The sequence below is a fragment of the Rhizobium sp. 05N430 genome (genome assembly GCF_056396985.1).
This window is the reverse complement of record NZ_JBFTMO010000022.1, coordinates 42462-60789: the sequence shown is the minus strand read 5'-3', so window position 1 is coordinate 60789 and position 18328 is coordinate 42462. Positions and strand designations below refer to the sequence as shown.

General features: G+C 61.1%; 19 protein-coding genes. 11 read left to right on the top strand and 8 right to left on the bottom strand.

The features are described 5' to 3' along the window. Position 1: 1 nt before the first annotated feature. The gene (locus AC1DJO_RS27510) at positions 2-280 is read right to left on the bottom strand and encodes a type II toxin-antitoxin system TacA family antitoxin (protein WP_148194292.1); all 279 of its coding nucleotides are present in this window, start codon (positions 278-280) and stop codon (positions 2-4) included. 439 nt (positions 281-719) lie between these two features. Here AC1DJO_RS27510 and AC1DJO_RS27505 point away from each other — a divergent pair, with 439 nt between their 5' ends. The 4 genes from AC1DJO_RS27505 (at position 720) to AC1DJO_RS27490 (ending at position 3351) form a co-directional block, all read left to right on the top strand. After that, a complete protein-coding gene (locus tag AC1DJO_RS27505) occupies positions 720-944 on the top strand; it encodes an SIR2 family protein (RefSeq protein ID WP_112444612.1) in 225 nt (74 codons plus the stop codon). Between the two features lie 937 nt (positions 945-1881). Beyond that, a complete protein-coding gene (locus AC1DJO_RS27500) occupies positions 1882-2310 on the top strand; it encodes a hypothetical protein (protein ID WP_112444616.1) in 429 nt (142 codons plus the stop codon). 10 nt (positions 2311-2320) lie between these two features. Further along, positions 2321-2581, top strand: a complete 261-nt coding sequence (locus AC1DJO_RS27495) for a hypothetical protein (protein WP_112444618.1) — start codon at positions 2321-2323, stop codon at positions 2579-2581. Between the two features lie 167 nt (positions 2582-2748). Further along, entirely contained in the window at positions 2749-3351 is a 603-nt protein-coding gene (locus AC1DJO_RS27490; RefSeq protein ID WP_112444620.1) for a hypothetical protein, read from the top strand. 163 nt (positions 3352-3514) lie between these two features. On the opposite strand, the gene AC1DJO_RS27485 is transcribed toward AC1DJO_RS27490, so the two are convergent. The 5 genes from AC1DJO_RS27485 to AC1DJO_RS27465 are packed head-to-tail and all read right to left on the bottom strand — an operon-like array spanning position 3515 to position 8376. After that, positions 3515-4927, bottom strand: coding sequence for a dipeptidase (locus AC1DJO_RS27485; protein WP_477973921.1), 1413 nt, complete (start codon positions 4925-4927; stop codon positions 3515-3517). Continuing rightward, positions 4924-5670, bottom strand: a complete 747-nt coding sequence (locus AC1DJO_RS27480) for an SDR family oxidoreductase (RefSeq protein WP_112444624.1) — start codon at positions 5668-5670, stop codon at positions 4924-4926. The genes AC1DJO_RS27485 and AC1DJO_RS27480 overlap by 4 nt, the downstream gene beginning before the upstream one ends. After that, positions 5667-6683 (bottom strand): 2-dehydropantoate 2-reductase, encoded by a 1017-nt coding sequence (locus AC1DJO_RS27475; RefSeq protein ID WP_112444626.1) that lies wholly within the window; start codon positions 6681-6683, stop codon positions 5667-5669. Before AC1DJO_RS27475 ends, AC1DJO_RS27480 begins: the two co-directional genes overlap by 4 nt. Beyond that, a complete protein-coding gene (locus AC1DJO_RS27470) occupies positions 6680-7381 on the bottom strand; it encodes a creatininase family protein (protein ID WP_112444628.1) in 702 nt (233 codons plus the stop codon). Before AC1DJO_RS27470 ends, AC1DJO_RS27475 begins: the two co-directional genes overlap by 4 nt. 14 nt (positions 7382-7395) lie before the next feature. Continuing rightward, positions 7396-8376: a GntR family transcriptional regulator gene (locus AC1DJO_RS27465; protein ID WP_162706055.1), complete on the bottom strand. Its 981-nt coding sequence runs from the start codon at positions 8374-8376 to the stop codon at positions 7396-7398. A 203-nt stretch (positions 8377-8579) separates the two neighbouring features. Between AC1DJO_RS27465 and AC1DJO_RS27460 the strand changes: the two genes are divergently transcribed. The 6 genes from AC1DJO_RS27460 to AC1DJO_RS27435 all read left to right on the top strand — a co-directional run bounded on the left by AC1DJO_RS27460 (position 8580) and on the right by AC1DJO_RS27435 (position 15555). Next, positions 8580-10157: an ABC transporter substrate-binding protein gene (locus tag AC1DJO_RS27460; RefSeq protein WP_477973920.1), complete on the top strand. Its 1578-nt coding sequence runs from the start codon at positions 8580-8582 to the stop codon at positions 10155-10157. 79 nt (positions 10158-10236) lie between these two features. Next, positions 10237-11175, top strand: coding sequence for an ABC transporter permease (locus AC1DJO_RS27455; RefSeq protein WP_112444631.1), 939 nt, complete (start codon positions 10237-10239; stop codon positions 11173-11175). Further along, entirely contained in the window at positions 11172-12020 is an 849-nt protein-coding gene (locus tag AC1DJO_RS27450) for an ABC transporter permease (RefSeq protein WP_112444633.1), read from the top strand. The genes AC1DJO_RS27455 and AC1DJO_RS27450 overlap by 4 nt, the downstream gene beginning before the upstream one ends. Then, on the top strand, positions 12017-13024 hold the full coding sequence (locus tag AC1DJO_RS27445; protein WP_477973919.1) for an ABC transporter ATP-binding protein: 1008 nt from the start codon (positions 12017-12019) through the stop codon (positions 13022-13024). The genes AC1DJO_RS27450 and AC1DJO_RS27445 overlap by 4 nt, the downstream gene beginning before the upstream one ends. After that, on the top strand, positions 13021-14028 hold the full coding sequence (locus AC1DJO_RS27440; RefSeq protein ID WP_112444635.1) for an oligopeptide/dipeptide ABC transporter ATP-binding protein: 1008 nt from the start codon (positions 13021-13023) through the stop codon (positions 14026-14028). The genes AC1DJO_RS27445 and AC1DJO_RS27440 overlap by 4 nt, the downstream gene beginning before the upstream one ends. Before the next feature lie 12 nt (positions 14029-14040). After that, a complete protein-coding gene (locus AC1DJO_RS27435; RefSeq protein WP_477973918.1) occupies positions 14041-15555 on the top strand; it encodes a carboxypeptidase M32 in 1515 nt (504 codons plus the stop codon). A 3-nt stretch (positions 15556-15558) separates the two neighbouring features. Here AC1DJO_RS27435 and AC1DJO_RS27430 read toward each other — a convergent pair whose 3' ends face one another. Both AC1DJO_RS27430 and AC1DJO_RS27425 read right to left on the bottom strand, forming a co-directional pair. Continuing rightward, positions 15559-16473 carry a proline iminopeptidase-family hydrolase gene (locus tag AC1DJO_RS27430; protein ID WP_162708544.1) on the bottom strand — a complete coding sequence of 305 codons (915 nt, stop codon included), beginning with the start codon at positions 16471-16473 and terminating at the stop codon, positions 15559-15561. Positions 16474-16526: 53 nt separating this feature from the next. After that, positions 16527-17309 carry a LuxR family transcriptional regulator gene (locus AC1DJO_RS27425; RefSeq protein WP_112444934.1) on the bottom strand — a complete coding sequence of 261 codons (783 nt, stop codon included), beginning with the start codon at positions 17307-17309 and terminating at the stop codon, positions 16527-16529. A 121-nt stretch (positions 17310-17430) separates the two neighbouring features. Between AC1DJO_RS27425 and AC1DJO_RS27420 the strand changes: the two genes are divergently transcribed. Then, on the top strand, positions 17431-18321 hold the full coding sequence (locus tag AC1DJO_RS27420) for a proline iminopeptidase-family hydrolase (RefSeq protein ID WP_112444641.1): 891 nt from the start codon (positions 17431-17433) through the stop codon (positions 18319-18321). The last annotated feature ends 7 nt before the right edge of the window (positions 18322-18328 follow it).

Sequence of the window (18328 nt, the reverse complement as noted above, 5' to 3'; positions counted from 1 at the left end):
GTCATAGGCTGTCAGGCAAACCGGCGATTGCCGCGCGCAGCTTGGCGTTGGGTTTGGGCGGATTTTCCAGAAGCTCAAGAATGCGAAGATGATCGCGCTTTGACACTCTGATCGTTTCCGCTTCCTCGATAATAGCTTCTGCTTCTCGCAGTGCGGATTGGGTTACGAAATTCGTCAGATCGGTATTACGAAGTGCTGCGGCGCGCAGGAGCTTAGCCTTGGCCGTGGCGGGCACCCTCAAACTCATACGCTCACTATTCTCGTTCGCTATGCTCGGCATGTCGGCCTCCATCTATCAATGCAATATAGGCGAAATTCCTCTCGGCGTCAATTACGTGTGTCTTCAAGGCGCACAGGTCAGATGCCCGGGCTTCCATATTTTCACCGCTTGCCTTAGGGCTTGGCGGCAATTCAAGCCGCCCTGAAACTCTTCGAGCCAAACAACACGCTCGTGCCGCAATAGTAGAACGAATCGCCCAGGTATTGTAACAATTTGCCAACTACACATGGCCGCACATGCTGCTGCTCGGGGCTGGCGCGTCGATCTCGTCGCGCATACCGTCTGCCTCGTCGTGCATCTGCCAGTGCAAGCGCTCGATCGACCCATCCGGGGATGGAGCAGAATTTTGGCGAGCTCTCGCTCGGCATGGTGCAACGACTCATTCAAGACTGGCTCGATACGCAGCTCGGCTTTCCATGCTCCGGCGATGAGGGCGAGTATGGCTTTCTACATCGGCCGCTGCTATCCGCGCGTCGAGGATTGCCGCTCGTCCTTCCAGCGCCATATCCAGGTCGCGAAGCTAAGCAGCGGCTACCGCATAGCAGCGCGCCTCGCGAAGAATAATCTGTTCCGGCTGGTCTGGACCACGAATTTCGACGGCCTCATGGCAAGGGCGCTTGCGGAGACGCCGGTCACGCCGGTGGAAATCAGTCGGTTCCAATAACCAAATCGTGCGTACAAACCGCACCGGCGAACTCAGCTGCGTCGCGCTGCATGGTGGGCGATTGATATAGAATGCTAAACAAATTCTAAGATCGATATATTATCCTGATTGATCACAGGCATATCACGGAGCGGGAGCGCATCCACTCTATTAGGTTCAGCGCTACGCAGTTATCCCAAAAGTCTGAGGCTGGTGTGAGCTTCCGCCGCTATTCCACACGGTGGCACGATTTTCCATATGAGGCCGCTGCGGAAGTGCTCATTCGACCAGACGGCCGAATCTCCAAAGTGCTTTACAGGTATCTGGACGGGTGGTGGCTGCTCCCGACCGTTTTCAGCTACTCTGCGCCTTGAAAAGTCGCCGGCCTTGTTAAACGCAGTGACATCGCAACGTGCTAGCTACAGGAGCAATCGTGTCTTCGCCGGATATGATCAAGTTGGCACTCTTGTTGTGGATCAACTTTGGAATGGCCCAGATCGCCGCCATCATAGCGAGCTTCTTCGCCCTTCCATCCACATCTGGAATGATGGCATGGCGCATCTTTGATCCCAGCCTCCCTTTCGTCCAGCGCATCTACCGCGCTTTAGCGAAAACAGCAATCTTGCTTCTAATGCAGATGGAACTTGGGAAGCCATATTTCTCAAGGCAAGGAGAAGGACCCTATGGGCCCCAGCCATCAACGTCTCGTCGTAAGGTGTATAGGAGCCAAAACGTCTTTTCCCATGGCTTTCATACACCATCCTTGTAAGTTCGTTCTTGGTCTTCTGCATCATCCTCATGGGGCCTCTGCGAGGGTAACGAACGGCCGTCTTTCCGAACTTATTGCAATGATGGAAGTGCCGTTCACACGCCTCGGATGTATTAACGATATCTTAGAATGCAATTTGACGTCGCAGCGATTTGTGCGATGGTGGCCGCGGGCAACTGAGGGGTTTCCGTGAACATCACCAATCTAGCACGATGCTTTGGCGCCGTGGCGATCTCGCTTGCGCTGGCAAGCTGCACAACGACGCAAGCTGATTTCAGCAAAAAGCCGTCTGCCGTCAGCAAGGCGGCGCTTTGCAAAACGGCGAGTGAGACGAAGGATTCAGCGTTTCAGTTCCAGCTGGTTTCAGAACTAAATCGCCGCGGCATCAACATGCTCGAATGTGAGCAGATGGTAGCCCAGCAGAGACAGGCTGCCGCAGCCTTGGTAGCTGTCGCCCTTGTGGGAACGGCCGTAGCCGTCTGCGCAAATAACAATTGCGGAGGTGGATACTATCCGTCGAGTTATTACCAAGGCAACTGCCACTACGACTGGCAATACGACGCCGCCGGCAACCGCTGCGGTCGACGGAGTGCTTGGTCCCGGCCAGGTGGATATTAAGGGGCCTGACATGAAGATTACGACATGGCTCGCCCTTTCTCTTTCACTTACCGCCTTTTCGGCATCTGCGCAGACTTTCGGCGGCAATGACTGCACTGATGATTGCTCAGGACATAAAGCCGGCTACGAATGGGCGCAAGAGAACAACCTCACCAACGAAAGTGACTGCTCGGGAAACTCGTCCTCTTTCGAGGAGGGCTGCAGGACTTTCGTCGAGGATCCGTCCAGAGGCGCCGGCTACGCGGATGATGGCGACGAGATCGAAGAGTAGGTAGCTTCAACTGAACGCGACTTGCTAGCTTCTCCAGGGGCCTTGGCCCGGACGCTCCGATAACCGCGAGCTCGCCCAAAGCCGCCGGCACCATTTACATCAGATATTGATTTCAATAGGTGTTGCGCGCTGGCAGGGGATGGACGCTTGAAGCGAAGGCGAGACCGATGAAACGACCACACAAAAACTTCGTCGTCGAATACAAGGGAAGCCGCCGGCAACCCGATAAACCGAAATCCATCTGGGGAAACCTGGACCTCAAGTCGATTTCGCGCGACGTGGAGAGCGAAGAGCGTCTCCGCGCTCAACAAACATCAGTCAATGCATCGCTCGGCGCCAACGACAAAATTGAGGCGGCAGACAGGAAATTAACAGCTGCTGATGGCCAGCCGACAACAGCCTTGCCAGTGAAGAAGGAGCATATGGAGCAACATAGTGAGCAAAGTGCGAAGCCAAACGTTCAGCAGGCAGCTATCCCCTCCTCTGCCTCAGAGGTAAAGAAGCGACGCGGGCCGCGCGCAAAGAAGGGAACCGTCAACCTTTCCTCCATCGGGGTGGTTGCGAAACCAGAAGCGCCGGCCATTAGTGACGGCGCAAAGGCTTTGGAAGGCACGCGTGTTAAGCGGGCCTATTCCCGAACGCCGAAGCCGGCAGCTGAGGACGATTGGGCGATGCTCCTGCAACTCGAGGAGGAGAATAAAAACCTCCGAAAGCTTCTCGCTGAAAAGCTGCGCGCCGAAAACGCGGATCTTCGTCGACGTCTAGGCTGATTGCCGGCACACAAGGCTGATGCACAATGAGCGACATTTCGGTCATTAACGAAGTGCTGAAGACCCTCAGCCGAGAGCCCCTGGTCGCCCAAGAGGTCGTACGTGCCGAGGCCAGCATAGTGAGAACAATCAGTGCTGGAAGCACGAAGACAAGTCCCGTCAATTAGCGGAGAGTGGGAGCGCCGGGCGGCGCGTCAATTGTTTTTTTGGCCGGGGCCAGTCGCCGCAGCAGCATGGTCCAGGCCCGCATGCCGAGCTTGAAATTCGAGAGCCGGAAGAATTCGTTCGGCGCGTGATAGTCCTCGTCGCCCGTCGAGAAGGAGAAGAAGATCGCGCCACAGCCGAGGTGCTGGCGGAAGGCGCTGCCGATCGGGATCGTGGCGCCCATTGCGACCCGCAGCGGCTTCTGGCCAAGCAATTCGCCCAGAACCTCTTCCGAAATCTTCAGCGCCGGCAGATCGGGATCGACGAAATCGGCTTCACTGCCCGGACCGTGGCGATGCACCTCCAGCTGGAAACCCTTCGGCAAGTGCTTCTGTAGATGACGGGTGATCGACGCGATCACCACAGCCGGCTTCTGCCCTGCGACGAGGCGGCAGGTGATCTTGGCGCCGGCCGTGTTCGGAATGACCGTCTTGGTGCCCTTGCCCTGATAGCCGCCCCAGATGCCGTTGAACTCCAGCGTCGGCTCCAGCCACTGGCGGATCAGCAATTCGCGGCCAGTATCGATCGGATCGCCACTGGCAACGCCGATCTCCTGGTAATAGGCGGCGCTGTCGAAATTCGACGCATCGATTGCCGTCAGGATGCGCGGATCGGGCGGTGTGACGCCGTCGAGAAAACCCTCGACGCTGACCCGGCCATCCGGCCCGTGCATCGAGGCCAGCAGCGCCGACAAGGCAGCAATCGGGTTTGGCGCGCTTCCGCCGTGACGGCCGGAATGCAGATCCTTGACGGCACCGGTCACCGTCACATCCAGCGCCGCGAGGCCGCGGCTGGCGACTGTGACCGACGGCTTGTCCGGCCGCCACATGGCGCCATCGGCCGAGAGTACGAGATCGCAACGGAGCCTGTCGCGGTATTTGGCAAGCGTCGGCGCAAAATGCGGGCTGCCGGATTCCTCCTCGCCCTCGATCAGCACCTTCAGATTGACCGGCAACCGCCCCTCGACGCGCATGAAAGCCTCGGCAACGAGGATCGGGATCAGCAGAGGTCCTTTGTCATCGGAAACACCACGGGCATAGAGCCTGCCATCGCGCTCGTCGGGCTCGAAAGGTGGCGTCAGCCATTTGTCCAGCGGGTCCGGCGGCTGGACGTCATAATGGCCATAGACGAGATAGGTCGGCAGGTTCGGATCGGCGATGATCTCGCCATAGACGGCCGGATGGCCGCTGGTTCCCAGCATCTCAACGGAGGCAAAGCCCGCCTTCTTCAACCGCTCCGAGACAAAGGCGGCCGCGTGATGGATGCCTTCGATGAAAGCCGGATCGGTGCTGACGCTCGGAATGCGGCAGAAGGCCTTAAGGTCTTCGACGGCCGCCGCGTAATGCTCTTCCAGATAGGCCTCGACGCTCATTTGCCGCCGTCCACGCTGATCACCTGGCCGGAAACCCAGCCGGCATAATCCGAGGCGAAGAACATCACCATTGCGGCAATGTCTTCTGGCACGCCGAGGCGCTTCAGGGCGATGTTCTGCAACAGCCGTGCCTGCCCCTCCTCGCCCATCGCGTCCCATTGGCGTTCGGTCGTCGGATTGGAGCGGACGAAGCCGGGGGCGACGTTGTTGACGGTGATGCCCCATGGGCCGAGTTCATGCGCCAGCTGGCGCGTCAGTCCGATCTGCCCCGCCTTGGCGCTGGCATAGGCCTGGATGCCGGTCAGCGAAATGCCGAGGCCGGCGCCGCTGGAGATATTGATGATCCGTCCCGACTTGCGCTTTTTCATGACAGGCGCGACTGCCTGCGACATGAAGAAGGCGCCTGACAGATTGACGTCGAAGATCGTCTGCCAGTCGCTTTCCGAGATTTCCTCGATCGGCCTTCCGACCTGACCGCGCACACCGCCGGCATTGTTGACGAGGATATCGACATCGCCGAACTTCGGCACCAGCGCCTGGACATCGGTGCGATTGCCGACATCGAGCACATGAGCGGTCGTCCTGTCGCCGCAGAGCTTCATCGTTTCGGCAAGGCCCGCCCCGTTGACGTCGCAGACATGGACACGCGCGCCGCGGCTCGCGAACCCTTGCGCGATCGAGCGGCCGAAGCCGTGCGCCGCACCGGTGACGACAACTGTTTTTCCATCGAAGGAGATGTTCATGCCACCCTCGCAAGCTCTTCGATATTGTCCATCGAAAGCGGCCGCTTGCCGTCCTCGATCTCGTGAATCATCTCGATGACGCGGGCCGCAAGCGGTGTCGGAACGCGCGATTCTTCGCCGATCTCGACGACCGGCAGCACCTGCGCATCGACCTCGGTCTTGCGCTTGCGCACCGCCAGATCGCGCCAGATGCCGGAATGGGACTTGGCCGATTTCCGATTATGAACAGACATATCGTCGAAGGATTTGTCCGTCTGCTCGGGCGTTGCCAGTGGCCCGAACGCGGCCGGATCGAAGCCGTCGAAGGCTTCCGGGCGGATATTGTTGATGGCGGCGACCGTTGCCACTTCGAGCGCCAGTTTGCGCAAGACCGGGCGGGCAACCGGATCATCCAGCACGTCGGCGATGCTGTCGTTAGTCAGCGCAGTGCCGAACAGCAGCGCACCGTAGATCAGCTTGCCCCAGAGGAAGCCCCAGATGTTGTTTGTGATCAGCGCCCTTGGCTCGAACTGTTTCATCAGATCGTAGATGTCCTCGGCGCGATCCGTAAACCGCCCGTCGAGTTCGCCGATCACCACGGCGCCGTGGCCGCTATATTGCACGACGCCAGGCTCCAGATAGTCGGCGCCGAAATTGACGAAGCAGCCGATCACCCGGTTTTCGCCGGTGATGCGTGAGATCACCCTTTCGTTGAGGCCGTTCTGCGCCGAGACGACGTAGCCGTCGGGGGCCAGATGCTGGACCAGCATCTTCGCCGCCGCTTCCGTGTGATGCGCCTTCACGCACAGGAATGTCCTGCCGTAGGTGCCGGTGAGTTCGTGGGGAAGATAGGCCTTGGCCTGCACGACATCCTCGAAGATCGGACCGACGATCTTCAGCCCCTTCGTATTAATGGCATCGACATGGTCCTTGACGTTGTCGACGAACATTACCTCGTGGCCGGCCCGGATAAAGGCGGAGCCGAGCGTGCCGCCGATGGCGCCGGCGCCCCAGATCAGGATTGGATCACTCACGCCCAGCCTCCCTCGAGAAGCGCGCGCGTCTCTTCGACCGCCACATTCCATATCACCTGCATTTCCTCATCCGGCCGCTCGTAATAGCCGCCGAAGTTGCCATCGCCGAGATAGGCCTTCACCGCATCCGGCGGCATCACCCGCATGCGGGCCAAATCGATCATCGGCTTCTGCTGCGTCGGTTGCTTGACGCCTTCGAGACGTGTCCAGGGGAAATTCTCCATCCAGGAGGCATGCGAGGCGACGGTATCGATCTCCTGCACCTTGGCGAAGGTCTTCGGCGAGTTCCACCAGTTGTGGAATTTCACCGCAGTATCCGGATTATCGGCCATCCACTCGATCGCCATGCTGCCCGCCGGCTGGTTGCCGCCATGGCCGTTGACGATGAGGATACGGCGAAAACCCTGCAGCCTGAGGCCATCGAGAATGTCGCGCACCAGCCGGATATAGGTTTCCTGGCGGATGCTGATCGTGCCGGGATAGGAGAGAAAGTACGGCGTAATGCCATAGGCAACGACCGGGAAGACGGGAATGCCGAGCGGCGCTGCCGCATCGGCCGCGACTTTCTCGGACAGGATGGAATCGACCGAAAGCGACAGGCCGGCATGCTGCTCGGTGCTGCCGAGCGGCAGGATCGCTCGGTCATCGGTCTTCAGATAGGCTTCGATCTGCTGCCAGTTGGACTCCGATACTCTCATCGCATCTGCCTTTCCTAGACCTTCGCGTCGGCTTCGTTCCGTGTCGGGCTTTCCTCGCCCTGCGCCTGCACGCCGGCCGCGCGGATGACCGGCACGATCACCCGTTCGATATCGGCAGTATCGGGGGCATGGCGGTATTCGATGGCCTGCACGCCCTCGGGCAGCAGGCCGGTGACGCTTTCGGCGCCGGATGCATAGATGACGACGGAGACCTTCGAGAGCAGATCTTCCAGTCCCGCCGCCTCCAGCGTCGTCGCGGTGATTTCGCTGACATGCGGGGCGAAGCGCTGCACGCCAGTCTTCATGATCGGCAGGAAATCCGGGAAGCGCGAAATGACAGCGATCGAGGCCAGTGAATCCAGCGAAGCGAGCGCCCGGCGCGTCTCTTCCGACGGCGTAAAGCTGATCGTCACCACCTTGGTATTGGCGACCAGTGTCGCCACTTCGCGGTGGCGGTTGGCGAAAGTAACCGCAAGATCGGCAGAATTCGCACGTGCCTTGGCCGCCGGGTCGCGCTCGATCGCCGAGACCGTCAGCGGTTCAACCGTCACATCACGGCCGAGGCGCGCGGCGATGAACCGCGCATAGCTTGCCGTCGCGTCCTGAAAAATGCCGATCATGACGATCCGCAGCCGCGGACCGATGCTGTCGCGGTAAAACGCCCTTGCGTTGACGAGTGACACCAGATCAGCGGTGCGGATGCCAAGCCGCTGGCTCTCGTCGATCAGCTGGTCGATATGCAGATGCAAGTCGCTGGTATCGGCGCGGGCTGCCAGCCGTGCCTGGTGACTGTCGCTGACGAAAGTACCGGAACCGGGGCGCGTATCGATCAGGCCCGCAGCCTTGAGATCAGCATAGACCTGGCTGACCGTCATCGGCGCCACACCGACCTTCTCGGCCAGCTCTCTCACCGAAGGCAGGGCCTCGCCGGGCGCCAGTTCGCCGCAGGCGATACCGTATTCGATAAGCCCCTGAAGCTGCGTGCGCAGAGGCACTGGCAAATCCCGGTCGATGAAGAAATCCATGAAACCCGTTCGACTAGCTGTTCTATTTATACATAACGGTTAGCTCGAAATCCGCTTGCAGGCAAGCGAAGCGTCTTAGGGTTGTCGCATAAAAACTGGTTGACAGTCATTTTGCTGCGTGAAATCGTTATAGACAATAATAACAGTCATACCAAATACAAAAGGGGAATGCCATGAGAATGATCGCTCGGGCGGCCATTGCCGCTGCAGTTCTACTGAGCACCRGCGTGTCTGCATTTGCCCTGGAGCGGGGCGGCACGCTGGCCTATGGCCGTTATGCAGACAGCCTGTTTCTCGATCCGGTGCTGAACGACGCCAATGTCGATATCTGGATCCTCTCCAACCTCTACGACACGCTGCTTCTGCCGACGGATGACGGCAAGGGCGTTCAGCCGGGTCTGGCCAGCGCCTATAAGCTTGCTGACGACGGCATGAGCGTGACGCTGACGCTGCGCGACGGCATCAAGTTCTCCGACGGCACGCCGATCACGCCGGAAGACGTGGCTTGGTCGCTGAAGAGAGCCTCTAAGAAGGACAACGGCATCTGGGGCTTCATGATCGAGTCCATCGATGATGTGACGACGGAAGGCGACAAGACCGTCACTGTCAAGCTCAAGCATCCCGATCCCGCCATACTGGCAGCGCTGACCGTGTTCAACACCGGTATCCTGCCGAAGAAGGCCTTCGAGGCCTCGGCCGGCGCGACCGAGGAAGAAAAGGCCAAGGCCTTTGCCGAGCATCCCGTCGGCTCCGGCCCGTTCATGCTGAAATCCTGGGATCGTGGCTCCAGCATGAAGCTGGTGCGCAACGAATACTACTGGGGCAAGGGCGAGGACGGCAAACCGCTACCGTATCTCGACGGTATCGATTTCGAGCTGATCCCCGATGACGCCACCCGCATCCTGAAGCTGACATCGGGCGAGATCGACGGCGCCGAATTCATTCCCTACTCCCGCGTAGAAGAGCTGAAATCGGCTGGCAACCTCGACATGGAGCTCTTCCCCTCGACCCGCGTCGAATACATTACGCTCAACGTGCGCCCGCAACTCGCTGGCAAGGACAACCCGCTGTCCAACGTCAAGGTTCGCCAGGCGATGAATTATGCCGTCAACAAGGATGCGATCATCCAGATCGTCACCCATGGCGTCGGCACGCCTCAGACTTCCTACATGTCGACAGCCACTCCGCTGCATGTCGGCGACAAGCCGCTCTATCCCTATGATCTCGAAAAGGCGAAGAGCCTGATGAAGGAAGCCGGCTTCGAAAACGGTTTCTCGACCAGCATCCTCGTGCTCGCCGGCAACCAGGACGAAGTCGGGATCTCCACGGCGCTGCAGCAGATGTGGGCGCAGATCGGCATCAAGCTCGAGCTGCAGCAGGTCGACAACCCGACCCGCACCCAGCAATATCGCGACGGCACCTTCGTGATGCGCAACGCCGCCTGGACCGACGATATCGCCGATCCGAACGAGATCACCTCCTACTTCGTCTATTCCAAGACGATCGATGCATTGCATACCGGCTGGAAGAACGACGAAGCCGACAAGCTTTTCGAAGCCTCGCAGAAGGAGATGGATCCCAAGAAGCGCGCCGAGCAATATGCGAAGATGCAGGAGATCTACAACGATCAGGGCCCGATCGTTTCGCTCTACGAGACGCCCTATCCGGTCGCTCTGAGCAAGAAGGTTCACGGCTTCCTGCAGATCCCGCTTGGCAACAACATCTTCGCCAAGACCTGGAAGGACAAGTAAAGCCTGACCCAGCCTGCTGCGCGGGCCTCAGTGCGAGGCCCGCGGCCTTTTTCGACTAGAGGAAGACCAGGAGCGGCTATTGCCCCTTTTCAGTTTTATTATCCGCCGCATACTGCAGATGATCCCGACGGTGATCTTCATTCTCATCGTCACTTTTGTTCTTGTGCGCCTGTTGCCCGGCGATCCGGCCAGCGCCATGATCGGCGACCGCGCCCTTGATGCCGATGTCGAGCGCATCAATCGGCAGCTCGGCCTCGATCAGCCGCTGCCGATCCAGTTTCTATATTACGTCGAACGCATTTTCACCGGTGATCTCGGCAACTCGATCGGCCTCAAGGTCTCCGTCATGTCGCTGATCCTGCAGCGCCTGCCCGTCACCCTGATGCTCACCCTGATGTCGGCAGTGATCGCCCTCGTCCTTGCTGTGCCGCTTGCCTTCGTCGCGGCGCTGAAGCGCGAGCAGCTTCCCGACAGCATCATCCGCGGCACTTTCCAGGTCGGCCTATCGATGCCGGTCTTCTATGTCGGCATCATATTGCTGACCGTATTTGCCGCTCAGCTGAAGCTCTTTCCGGTCGGCGGCTATGGCGACACGTTCGGCGACCGCCTCTATCACCTCTTCCTGCCGGCGCTGACGCTGGCACTGAGCTTTGCCGCCGTGCTGATGCGCAATCTGCGCGCCTCGATCATCGGCGTCATGAATGCGGAATATGTCGATTTCGCCATCGCCAAGGGCCTGCGCTCGCGCGTGATCTTGACGCGTCATATCCTGCGCAATGCGCTGATCTCCACGGTGACGCTGTTCGGCCTGCAGATCGGCTCGCTGTTCGGCGGCGCCGTCATAACCGAGACCGTCTTTGCCGTCCCCGGCGCCGGCCGCCTCTTGATCGACAGTATCTACGGCCGCGACTATCCGGTGCTGCAGGGCCTGACGATCTCGCTTGCCATCCTGGTGTCGCTGACCTTCCTGGTCACCGACATCGTCCAGGCCTGGCTCGACCCGAGGATAGCCCGATGAGTGCCGAAGCGGCCAAAGCCGCCCGCCCCACGCTCCGCTGGCGCAAACTCCCCCGCTCGCTAATCTCCGGCGGCATCATTCTCGGTTTCAGCCTGATCGTCGCGATTTGGCCGTCGCTTTTCGCGCCCTCCGATCCCGTCGCCTTCGATTATAACGCGCTGCTGAAGCCGCCAAGCTGGGCGCATCCCTTCGGCACCGACAGCTTCGGCCGGGATGTGCTGTCGCGCGTCATCCATGCCTATACGCTCGATATGCAGATTGCCGTCTTCGCCACCATCGGGCCGTTCATCTTCGGCACCATCATCGGCGCCTTCATCGGCTATGTCGGCGGCATCTGGGAGGCGATCTTCGGCCGGATCGTCGATGCGACGATCACCTTCCCGTTCCTCGTGCTTGTCATCGCCATAGTTTCGGTGCTCGGCCCCGGTCTCGGCAACATGTATGTCGCCGTCGGCGTCGTGGGCTGGGTCTTCTATGCGCGTCTCGTCGCCTCCGAAATCAAGGTGCAGAAGCGGCTCGATTATGCCGACGCCGGCAGGGTTATGGGCTACGCGCCGCTGCGCATCGTCTTCCGTCATCTGCTGCCGAACGCCATCACCCCGGCAATCGTTTACTGGATGACCGACATGGCGCTCGCCATCCTCCTCGGTTCCAGCCTGGGGTACCTCGGCCTCGGCGCCCAGCCGCCGGCGGCCGAATGGGGGGTGCAGATCGCCGACGGCAAGAACTTCATGAACACCGCCTGGTGGATTTCGGTCTTCCCCGGCGTCGCGATCGTGCTCACCGGCCTCGGTTTCAGCCTGGCCGGGGACGGTGTCGCCGAACTGTTGAGGGTCAGACGATGATGGGCGCAGCCGGCGAAAACAGCGGGCTGATCGTCCGCGGCCTGACGACCACTTTCGATACGCCGCGCGGCCAGGCGATTGCTGCCGCCGATGTCGATTTCGACGTGGCGCCCGGCGAAGTCGTCGGCCTTGTCGGCGAATCCGGCTCCGGCAAGAGCGTGACCCTTCGCTCGATCATGCGGCTGATCCGCGAGCCCGGCCATGTCAGCGGCCGTGTCGAGTGGCACGGGCGCGATCTCGTCGCGATGCCGGCCGAGGAGCTGCGCAAGGTGCGTGGCGGCGAGATCGCCATGATCTTTCAGGAGCCGATGACAGCGCTCAACCCCGTATTGCCTGTTGGCGTGCAGATCGAGGAGAACCTTGTCGCCCATACGACGCTGAATGCCCGCGATCGCAAGGCGCGCGCCCTCGAACTGATGAACATTGTCGGCATCCCCGCCGCCGAGCGGCGCCTGCAGGAATATCCGCATCAGTTCTCCGGCGGCATGCGCCAGCGCGCCATGATCGCCATCGCGCTTGCCTGCTCCCCCAAGCTGCTGCTCGCCGACGAGCCAACGACGGCGCTCGACGTCACCATCCAGGACCAGATCCTTAAACTGCTGCTTGATCTGCGCGACCGTCTGTCGATGAGCGTCGTGCTCGTCACCCACGATCTCGGCGTCGTCGCCGCCACCTGCGACCGGATGGCGGTGATGTATGCCGGGCGGATCGTCGAGACCGGTACGGTGACCGATGTCTTCAACACGCCGCACCATCCCTATACGCGCGGACTTCTGGGTTCCGTGCCGCGCTCCGGTGCATCGCGCACCGTGCTGCAATCGATCGAGGGCACGCCGCCGAGCCTCACCAACCTGCCCGAAGGATGCGCCTTCCATCCGCGCTGCACCTTCGCGACCGACCTCTGTCGCAAGGAACGGCCACCGCTGGAAACGGTTGGCGCGCCCGGGCGCGCCGTCGCCTGCTTCCATCACAGCCAGGTGGCGGCAGCGGAGGCCATCCTGTGAACGCGACCCTCCCCATCCTGTCAATCGACGGCATCTCCAAGCGCTTTGCCGGTCCCTACTCGCTAACGCGGCGACTACAGGGCAGGCCGCCGCTTGCTGTCCAGGCACTGCGCGACGTGACGCTCGAAATCCATCGCGGCGAGACGCTCGGCATCGTAGGTGAGTCCGGCTGCGGCAAATCCACCCTCGCCCGCTGCCTCGTGCGGCTGCACGAGCCGGATGGCGGCGCAATCCGCTTCGAGGGGGAGGATATCGCCCGCCTGCGCGGCGGTGACCGGCGCGCCTTCAACCGCCGTGTGCAGATGATCTTTCAGGATCCCTACGGCTCGCTCAACCCGCGCATGACCGTATCGCAGATTTTGGGTGAAGCGCTTTCGGTCCATAAGATGCGCCCGAAGGCGGAAATCCCGCACCGAATCGCCGAACTGCTGGAACTGGTCCGGCTTCCGCAGGATGCGGCCGCCCGCTACCCGCACGAATTCTCCGGTGGCCAGCGCCAACGCATCGGCATCGCCCGGGCTCTTGCTGTCGAGCCTGAGGTGATCGTGGCGGACGAGCTGGTCTCGGCACTCGATGTCTCGGTGCAGGCGCAGGTCGTCAATCTGCTGCTGCAATTGCAGGAACAGCTGCACCTGACCGTCGTCTTCGTCGCCCATGATCTGAGACTGGTGCGCCACATCTCGCATCGTGTCGCGGTGATGTATCTCGGGCAGGTCGTCGAGGTCAGCACTTCGGAAGCGCTCTTCACCGCCCCGCGTCATCCCTATTCCAAGGCGCTTCTCGATGCCGCACCCGAGCTCGATCCATCGCGCCGCAGTCGCACGGTTGCCGCGCGCGGCGAACTGCCGAGCCCGCTCGACGTGCCGCCCGGCTGCGCCTTCGCCAGCCGCTGTCCGCACGCCTTCGACCGCTGCCGGGTCGAGCGCCCGCTTTTGACACCACGCGGGCTTGGCCAGCTGGCCGCCTGCCACCTCGAGGATTTCGGCGCAGCTCCGGCGCAATAAGGATTTGAGACGATGACCTATGCCAGCTTCGAAAGCGAAATCGCCAGGATCAACGACGTGCTCTGCGCCGTGAACCTCTTGACCTGGGATGCCCGCACCATGATGCCGCCGGGCGGCGTCGATGCCCGCGGCAAGCAGATCGCCACGCTGGTCGGGCTTGCCCGCGATCTCGCGACCGGCGGTAGCCTCCAGCGCGCCATCGAGGATGCCCGCTCAGAGCTCAAGGGGGCAGCATACGGCGATCACCGCAAGCTGGCGGTCGAGCAGGCGGCCGAGGCGATCGGCACTCTAGCGCGCATCCCGGCAAAACTGGTCAGCGACGCGGCCGAGCTGAAGACCGTTGCCCAGGCTGCCTGGAGCAGGGCCCGCGCCGCCAATGACTTCGCGGCCTTCGCGCCGATGCTGGAACGGACCATGGAGATGCAGCGCGAGATCGCTGCGTCCATTGGCTATGCCGAGCATCCCTATGATGCGCTTGTCGGCACCTATGAGCCCGGCATGACCTGGTCGCGGCTGCGCACACTCTATGGCGAACTGGGTGATGGCCTGCGGTCGCTGCTCGAACGCGCCAGGGAAGCCAAGGTCCGCTCCGAAATTCTCGAGCGTGCCTACCCGGTGGACAAGCAGCGCGCCTTCTCCAGCCTGATCTCCAGCCGCTTCGGCTATGACTTCAACCGCGGCCGCCTCGACGACACGGTCCACCCCTTCGAGATTTCCTTCACCCGCTCGGACGTGCGCATCACCGGTCGCTTCCGCGAGACCTGGCTGCCCGGCGGCCTCTTCGCCGTCTGGCACGAGGCCGGGCACGGCATCTATGAGCAGGGCATCTCCGAAGAGTTCAGCCGCTCCGTCTTTACGACCGATTTCGTCAATCTTTACGCCGTCGGCGGCACCAGTTTCGGCACGCATGAATCGCAGTCGCGCCTCTGGGAAAACCGCGTCGGCCGCTCGCGCCGCTTCTGGGAACTGAACTTCGCCGATCTGCAGAAAACCTTCCCCGATCAACTCGCCGACGTGACTGCGGAGGACTTCTGGCGGGCCGTCAACGCCGCCCGCCCCGGCTTCATCCGCGTCGAGGCTGATGAGCTGACCTATGACATGCACATCATGCTGCGCTCAGAGATCGAGGCCGGACTGATGGCTGGCGAAATCCGTGTCGGCGATCTTCCCGCGATCTGGCGGGAGAAGATCAAGTCCTATCTCGGCCTTGAGGTGCCCTCCGATACGCTCGGCGTCCTGCAGGACGTCCACTGGTCCTCAGGCATGGTCGGCTCCTTCCCAACCTATACGATCGGCAACATCATGTCGTCGCAGTTCTTCGCCGCCGCGAGCAAGGAGAAAGCGATTGCCGATGGGCTGGAGACTGGCGACTACCTGCCTCTGAAGACCTGGCTGAACGACAATATCCATCAGTTCGGCCGCTCGAAGAGCGCCAGCCAGCTGCTGAGGGATGCCACGGGATCGGACCTCTCTACCAGGGCCTATGTCGCCGACCTCGCCCGCAAGGTCGACGATCTCACAGCCTGACGGTCAGTCGTATTTCGACAGGAAGCCGGAGACGATGGCGAGGCAAAGCTCCTTTTCCTCGACATGCGGCATATGGCTGGAATGCTCGAAGAGCACCCATTCGCACCCCTTGACGCGGTTGACATAGGGCTTGACGACCAGCGGGGTAGCCTCGTCGTATTTGCCTGATATCAACAGTGTCGGCGCCTCGATCAGCGGCAAGCGATCCTCGATCGTCCAGTCCTTCATCGTGCCGATGACGTGGAATTCGGTCGGGCCGTTCATGTTGCGATAAACGGTATTGTCCTCGTCCATGGCCGCGAAGGTGCGGGCCACATCATCTGGCCAGGGCGTGACGCGGCAGACATGCCGGTCGTAGAAGACACGCGAGGCGGCAATATATTCGGGGTCAGTGATCGTTCCTGCTTCTTCGTGCTTCAGCAGCGTATCCTGCACATCCTGCGGCAGCTCTTCGCGCAACCGGTTAGCCTCGGCGACCCAGGTATGCATGTTGGCCGGCGAATTGGCGACGACCAGCGCCTTGAGGCCCTTTGGCTGACGAACCGCATGCTCAGCGCCGAGCATGCCACCCCAGGACTGGCCAAGGAAGGCGTAGCGATCCTGGATGCCAAGATGTTTCAAGAGCGCATCGAGTTCTTCGAGGAAGAGCGCCGGGGTCCAGAAATCCGGCCCCTTGTCCGGCAAGCGCGTCGAATGGCCGTTGCCGAGCTGATCATAATGGATCACCGCGCGGCCATCGAGGGCGGCGATGCCCTTGAAGGAATCGACATAGTCGTGTGTGCAGCCCGGGCCACCGTGGGCAACGACGAGCGGCAGCTTTCCGCTCTCGAGCGAACCGGTGATGCGGTACCAGGTGCGGTATTCGCGGAAGGGCAGATAGGCTTCTGTCGTCTGAACGGCGGCCACTGGCGTCTCCATCTAGGGGCAATGATGGAAAAAGCATAGCGTCGCCGCAAAGCCGAAGGCAGCTATCAGAAGTTATAGGATGGACGCTCGTCGAGAAGCCGGTAATGCGTGGCGCGCACGACCGCCTGTGTACGGTTGCGGGCGCCGAGTTTCTTGGCCGCGGCGTTCAGATGCATGACCACCGTCGGCACAGAGCGGTCGATGATCCGTGAGATCTCCTTGGCCGATAGTCCCTCCGCCGAATAGCGCAAACATTCCCGCTCGCGCTCCGTCAGCCGGACCTTGCCGACGCTGCGCGCCTCGGCATCGAACAGCGAGAAGGCCGCCTCGTGGAAGACATGGGCCAGCAGGTTGAAATCGGCGATATAGCGCAGGGCATGCCGCTCGAAATCGCCGTTGGCGCCGTAGCGGATCCCGGTCACCGTCGCATAATCTCCGCCCGGCATGTGGACGGGTACAGTGACGCCCGTCGACATGTCCCGTTCGCTCAGATAGCGCGTCACAGGCGCTGTGTCGTCGCTCATAAAGCGGCTGATCGGCGTGTCGGCGTCCGCGTTATAGTTCCAATAGAATGGCGCGGAGGTGCGCAACGCCACCTGCTGTACCGGATCGATGCGGAAATAGCCGCGGTCGAACCAGTATTCCCGCATATCCTCGGAAATGTTGCGCAGCTTCAGCAACGAGGGGATCATCACCGCGCCGTCAAGATCATAGGGAACCGGTGTGTAATCGTAGATCAGCGCCTCGAAGCCGAGCTGCTTCATGGCCTCGAAAACCTGGTCGATCCGCCCCTCCAGGGTTTGGTGGGCTGAGAATTGCCGTCTGATCGTGCCGATCTCGTCAAGCATGGCAGGCTCCATCGGTGGCTCGCACCTATCACTTCTTATAGCTGGCAAAGACTGCGGTTTAAGATAAAAATTTAGCCATGCCCAATTATTGAGCAAGCGAAATCGTCTGCCGGAGCGGTCAATGTGGCGTGAAATCGAGCCTGAGGCGCGACATGAAATTGAGGTCGACGGCCATAAGGTCGTCGCCTACAGCTTCGGCAGCGGAAGCGAAACGGTTTTCTGCCTGAATGGCGGCCCCGGCCTGCCCTGCGATTATCTTCGCGAAGCCCATTCCTGCCTCATCGACAAGGGCTATCGCGTCGTCGCCTTCGACCAGCTCGGAACCGGCTCGTCCGATCGCCCGGCAGATCCGTCACTCTGGACGATCGGCCGCTATGTCGAGGAGACCGAAATCGTACGCAAGGCGCTCGGCCTCGGCAAGGTTCACATGCTCGGCCACTCCTGGGGCGGCTGGCTGGCGATCGACTATGCGCTGACTTATCCCGAAAATCTCCAGACGCTGATCCTCGAAGATACTGTCGCCGACATGCCGCATCTGATCCTGGAGCTGGAGCGGCTGCGCGCCGCGCTCGGCCCGGAAACGGTGTCGATGATGCAGAAGCACGAGGCGCAAGGTACCTACAATCACCCCGAATATCTGGCTGCCATCACGATCCTCAACTATCGCCACGTCTGCCGTCTTCCGGAATGGCCCGCGCCGGTCCGCCGCTCGCTCGACGACTGGAACATGGGTCCCTACGAGACGATGCAGGGCCCGAACGAGTTTCTCTATATCGGCAACCTGAAGGACTGGAACCGCATTCCCGATCTGTCGCGCGTGACCGTGCCCGTTCTGATCACCACCGGCGAGCATGACGAACTGACGCCGGCCTGCGCGCTGCGGATGAAGCTCGCGCTGCCGAATGCCGAGCTCAAGGTCTTCGCCAATGCCAGCCACATGCCCTTTTACGAGAACCCGCAGGATTATTATCCAGCGCTCACCGATTTCCTGTCGCGGCATGGGGCAAGCTGATGCAGTG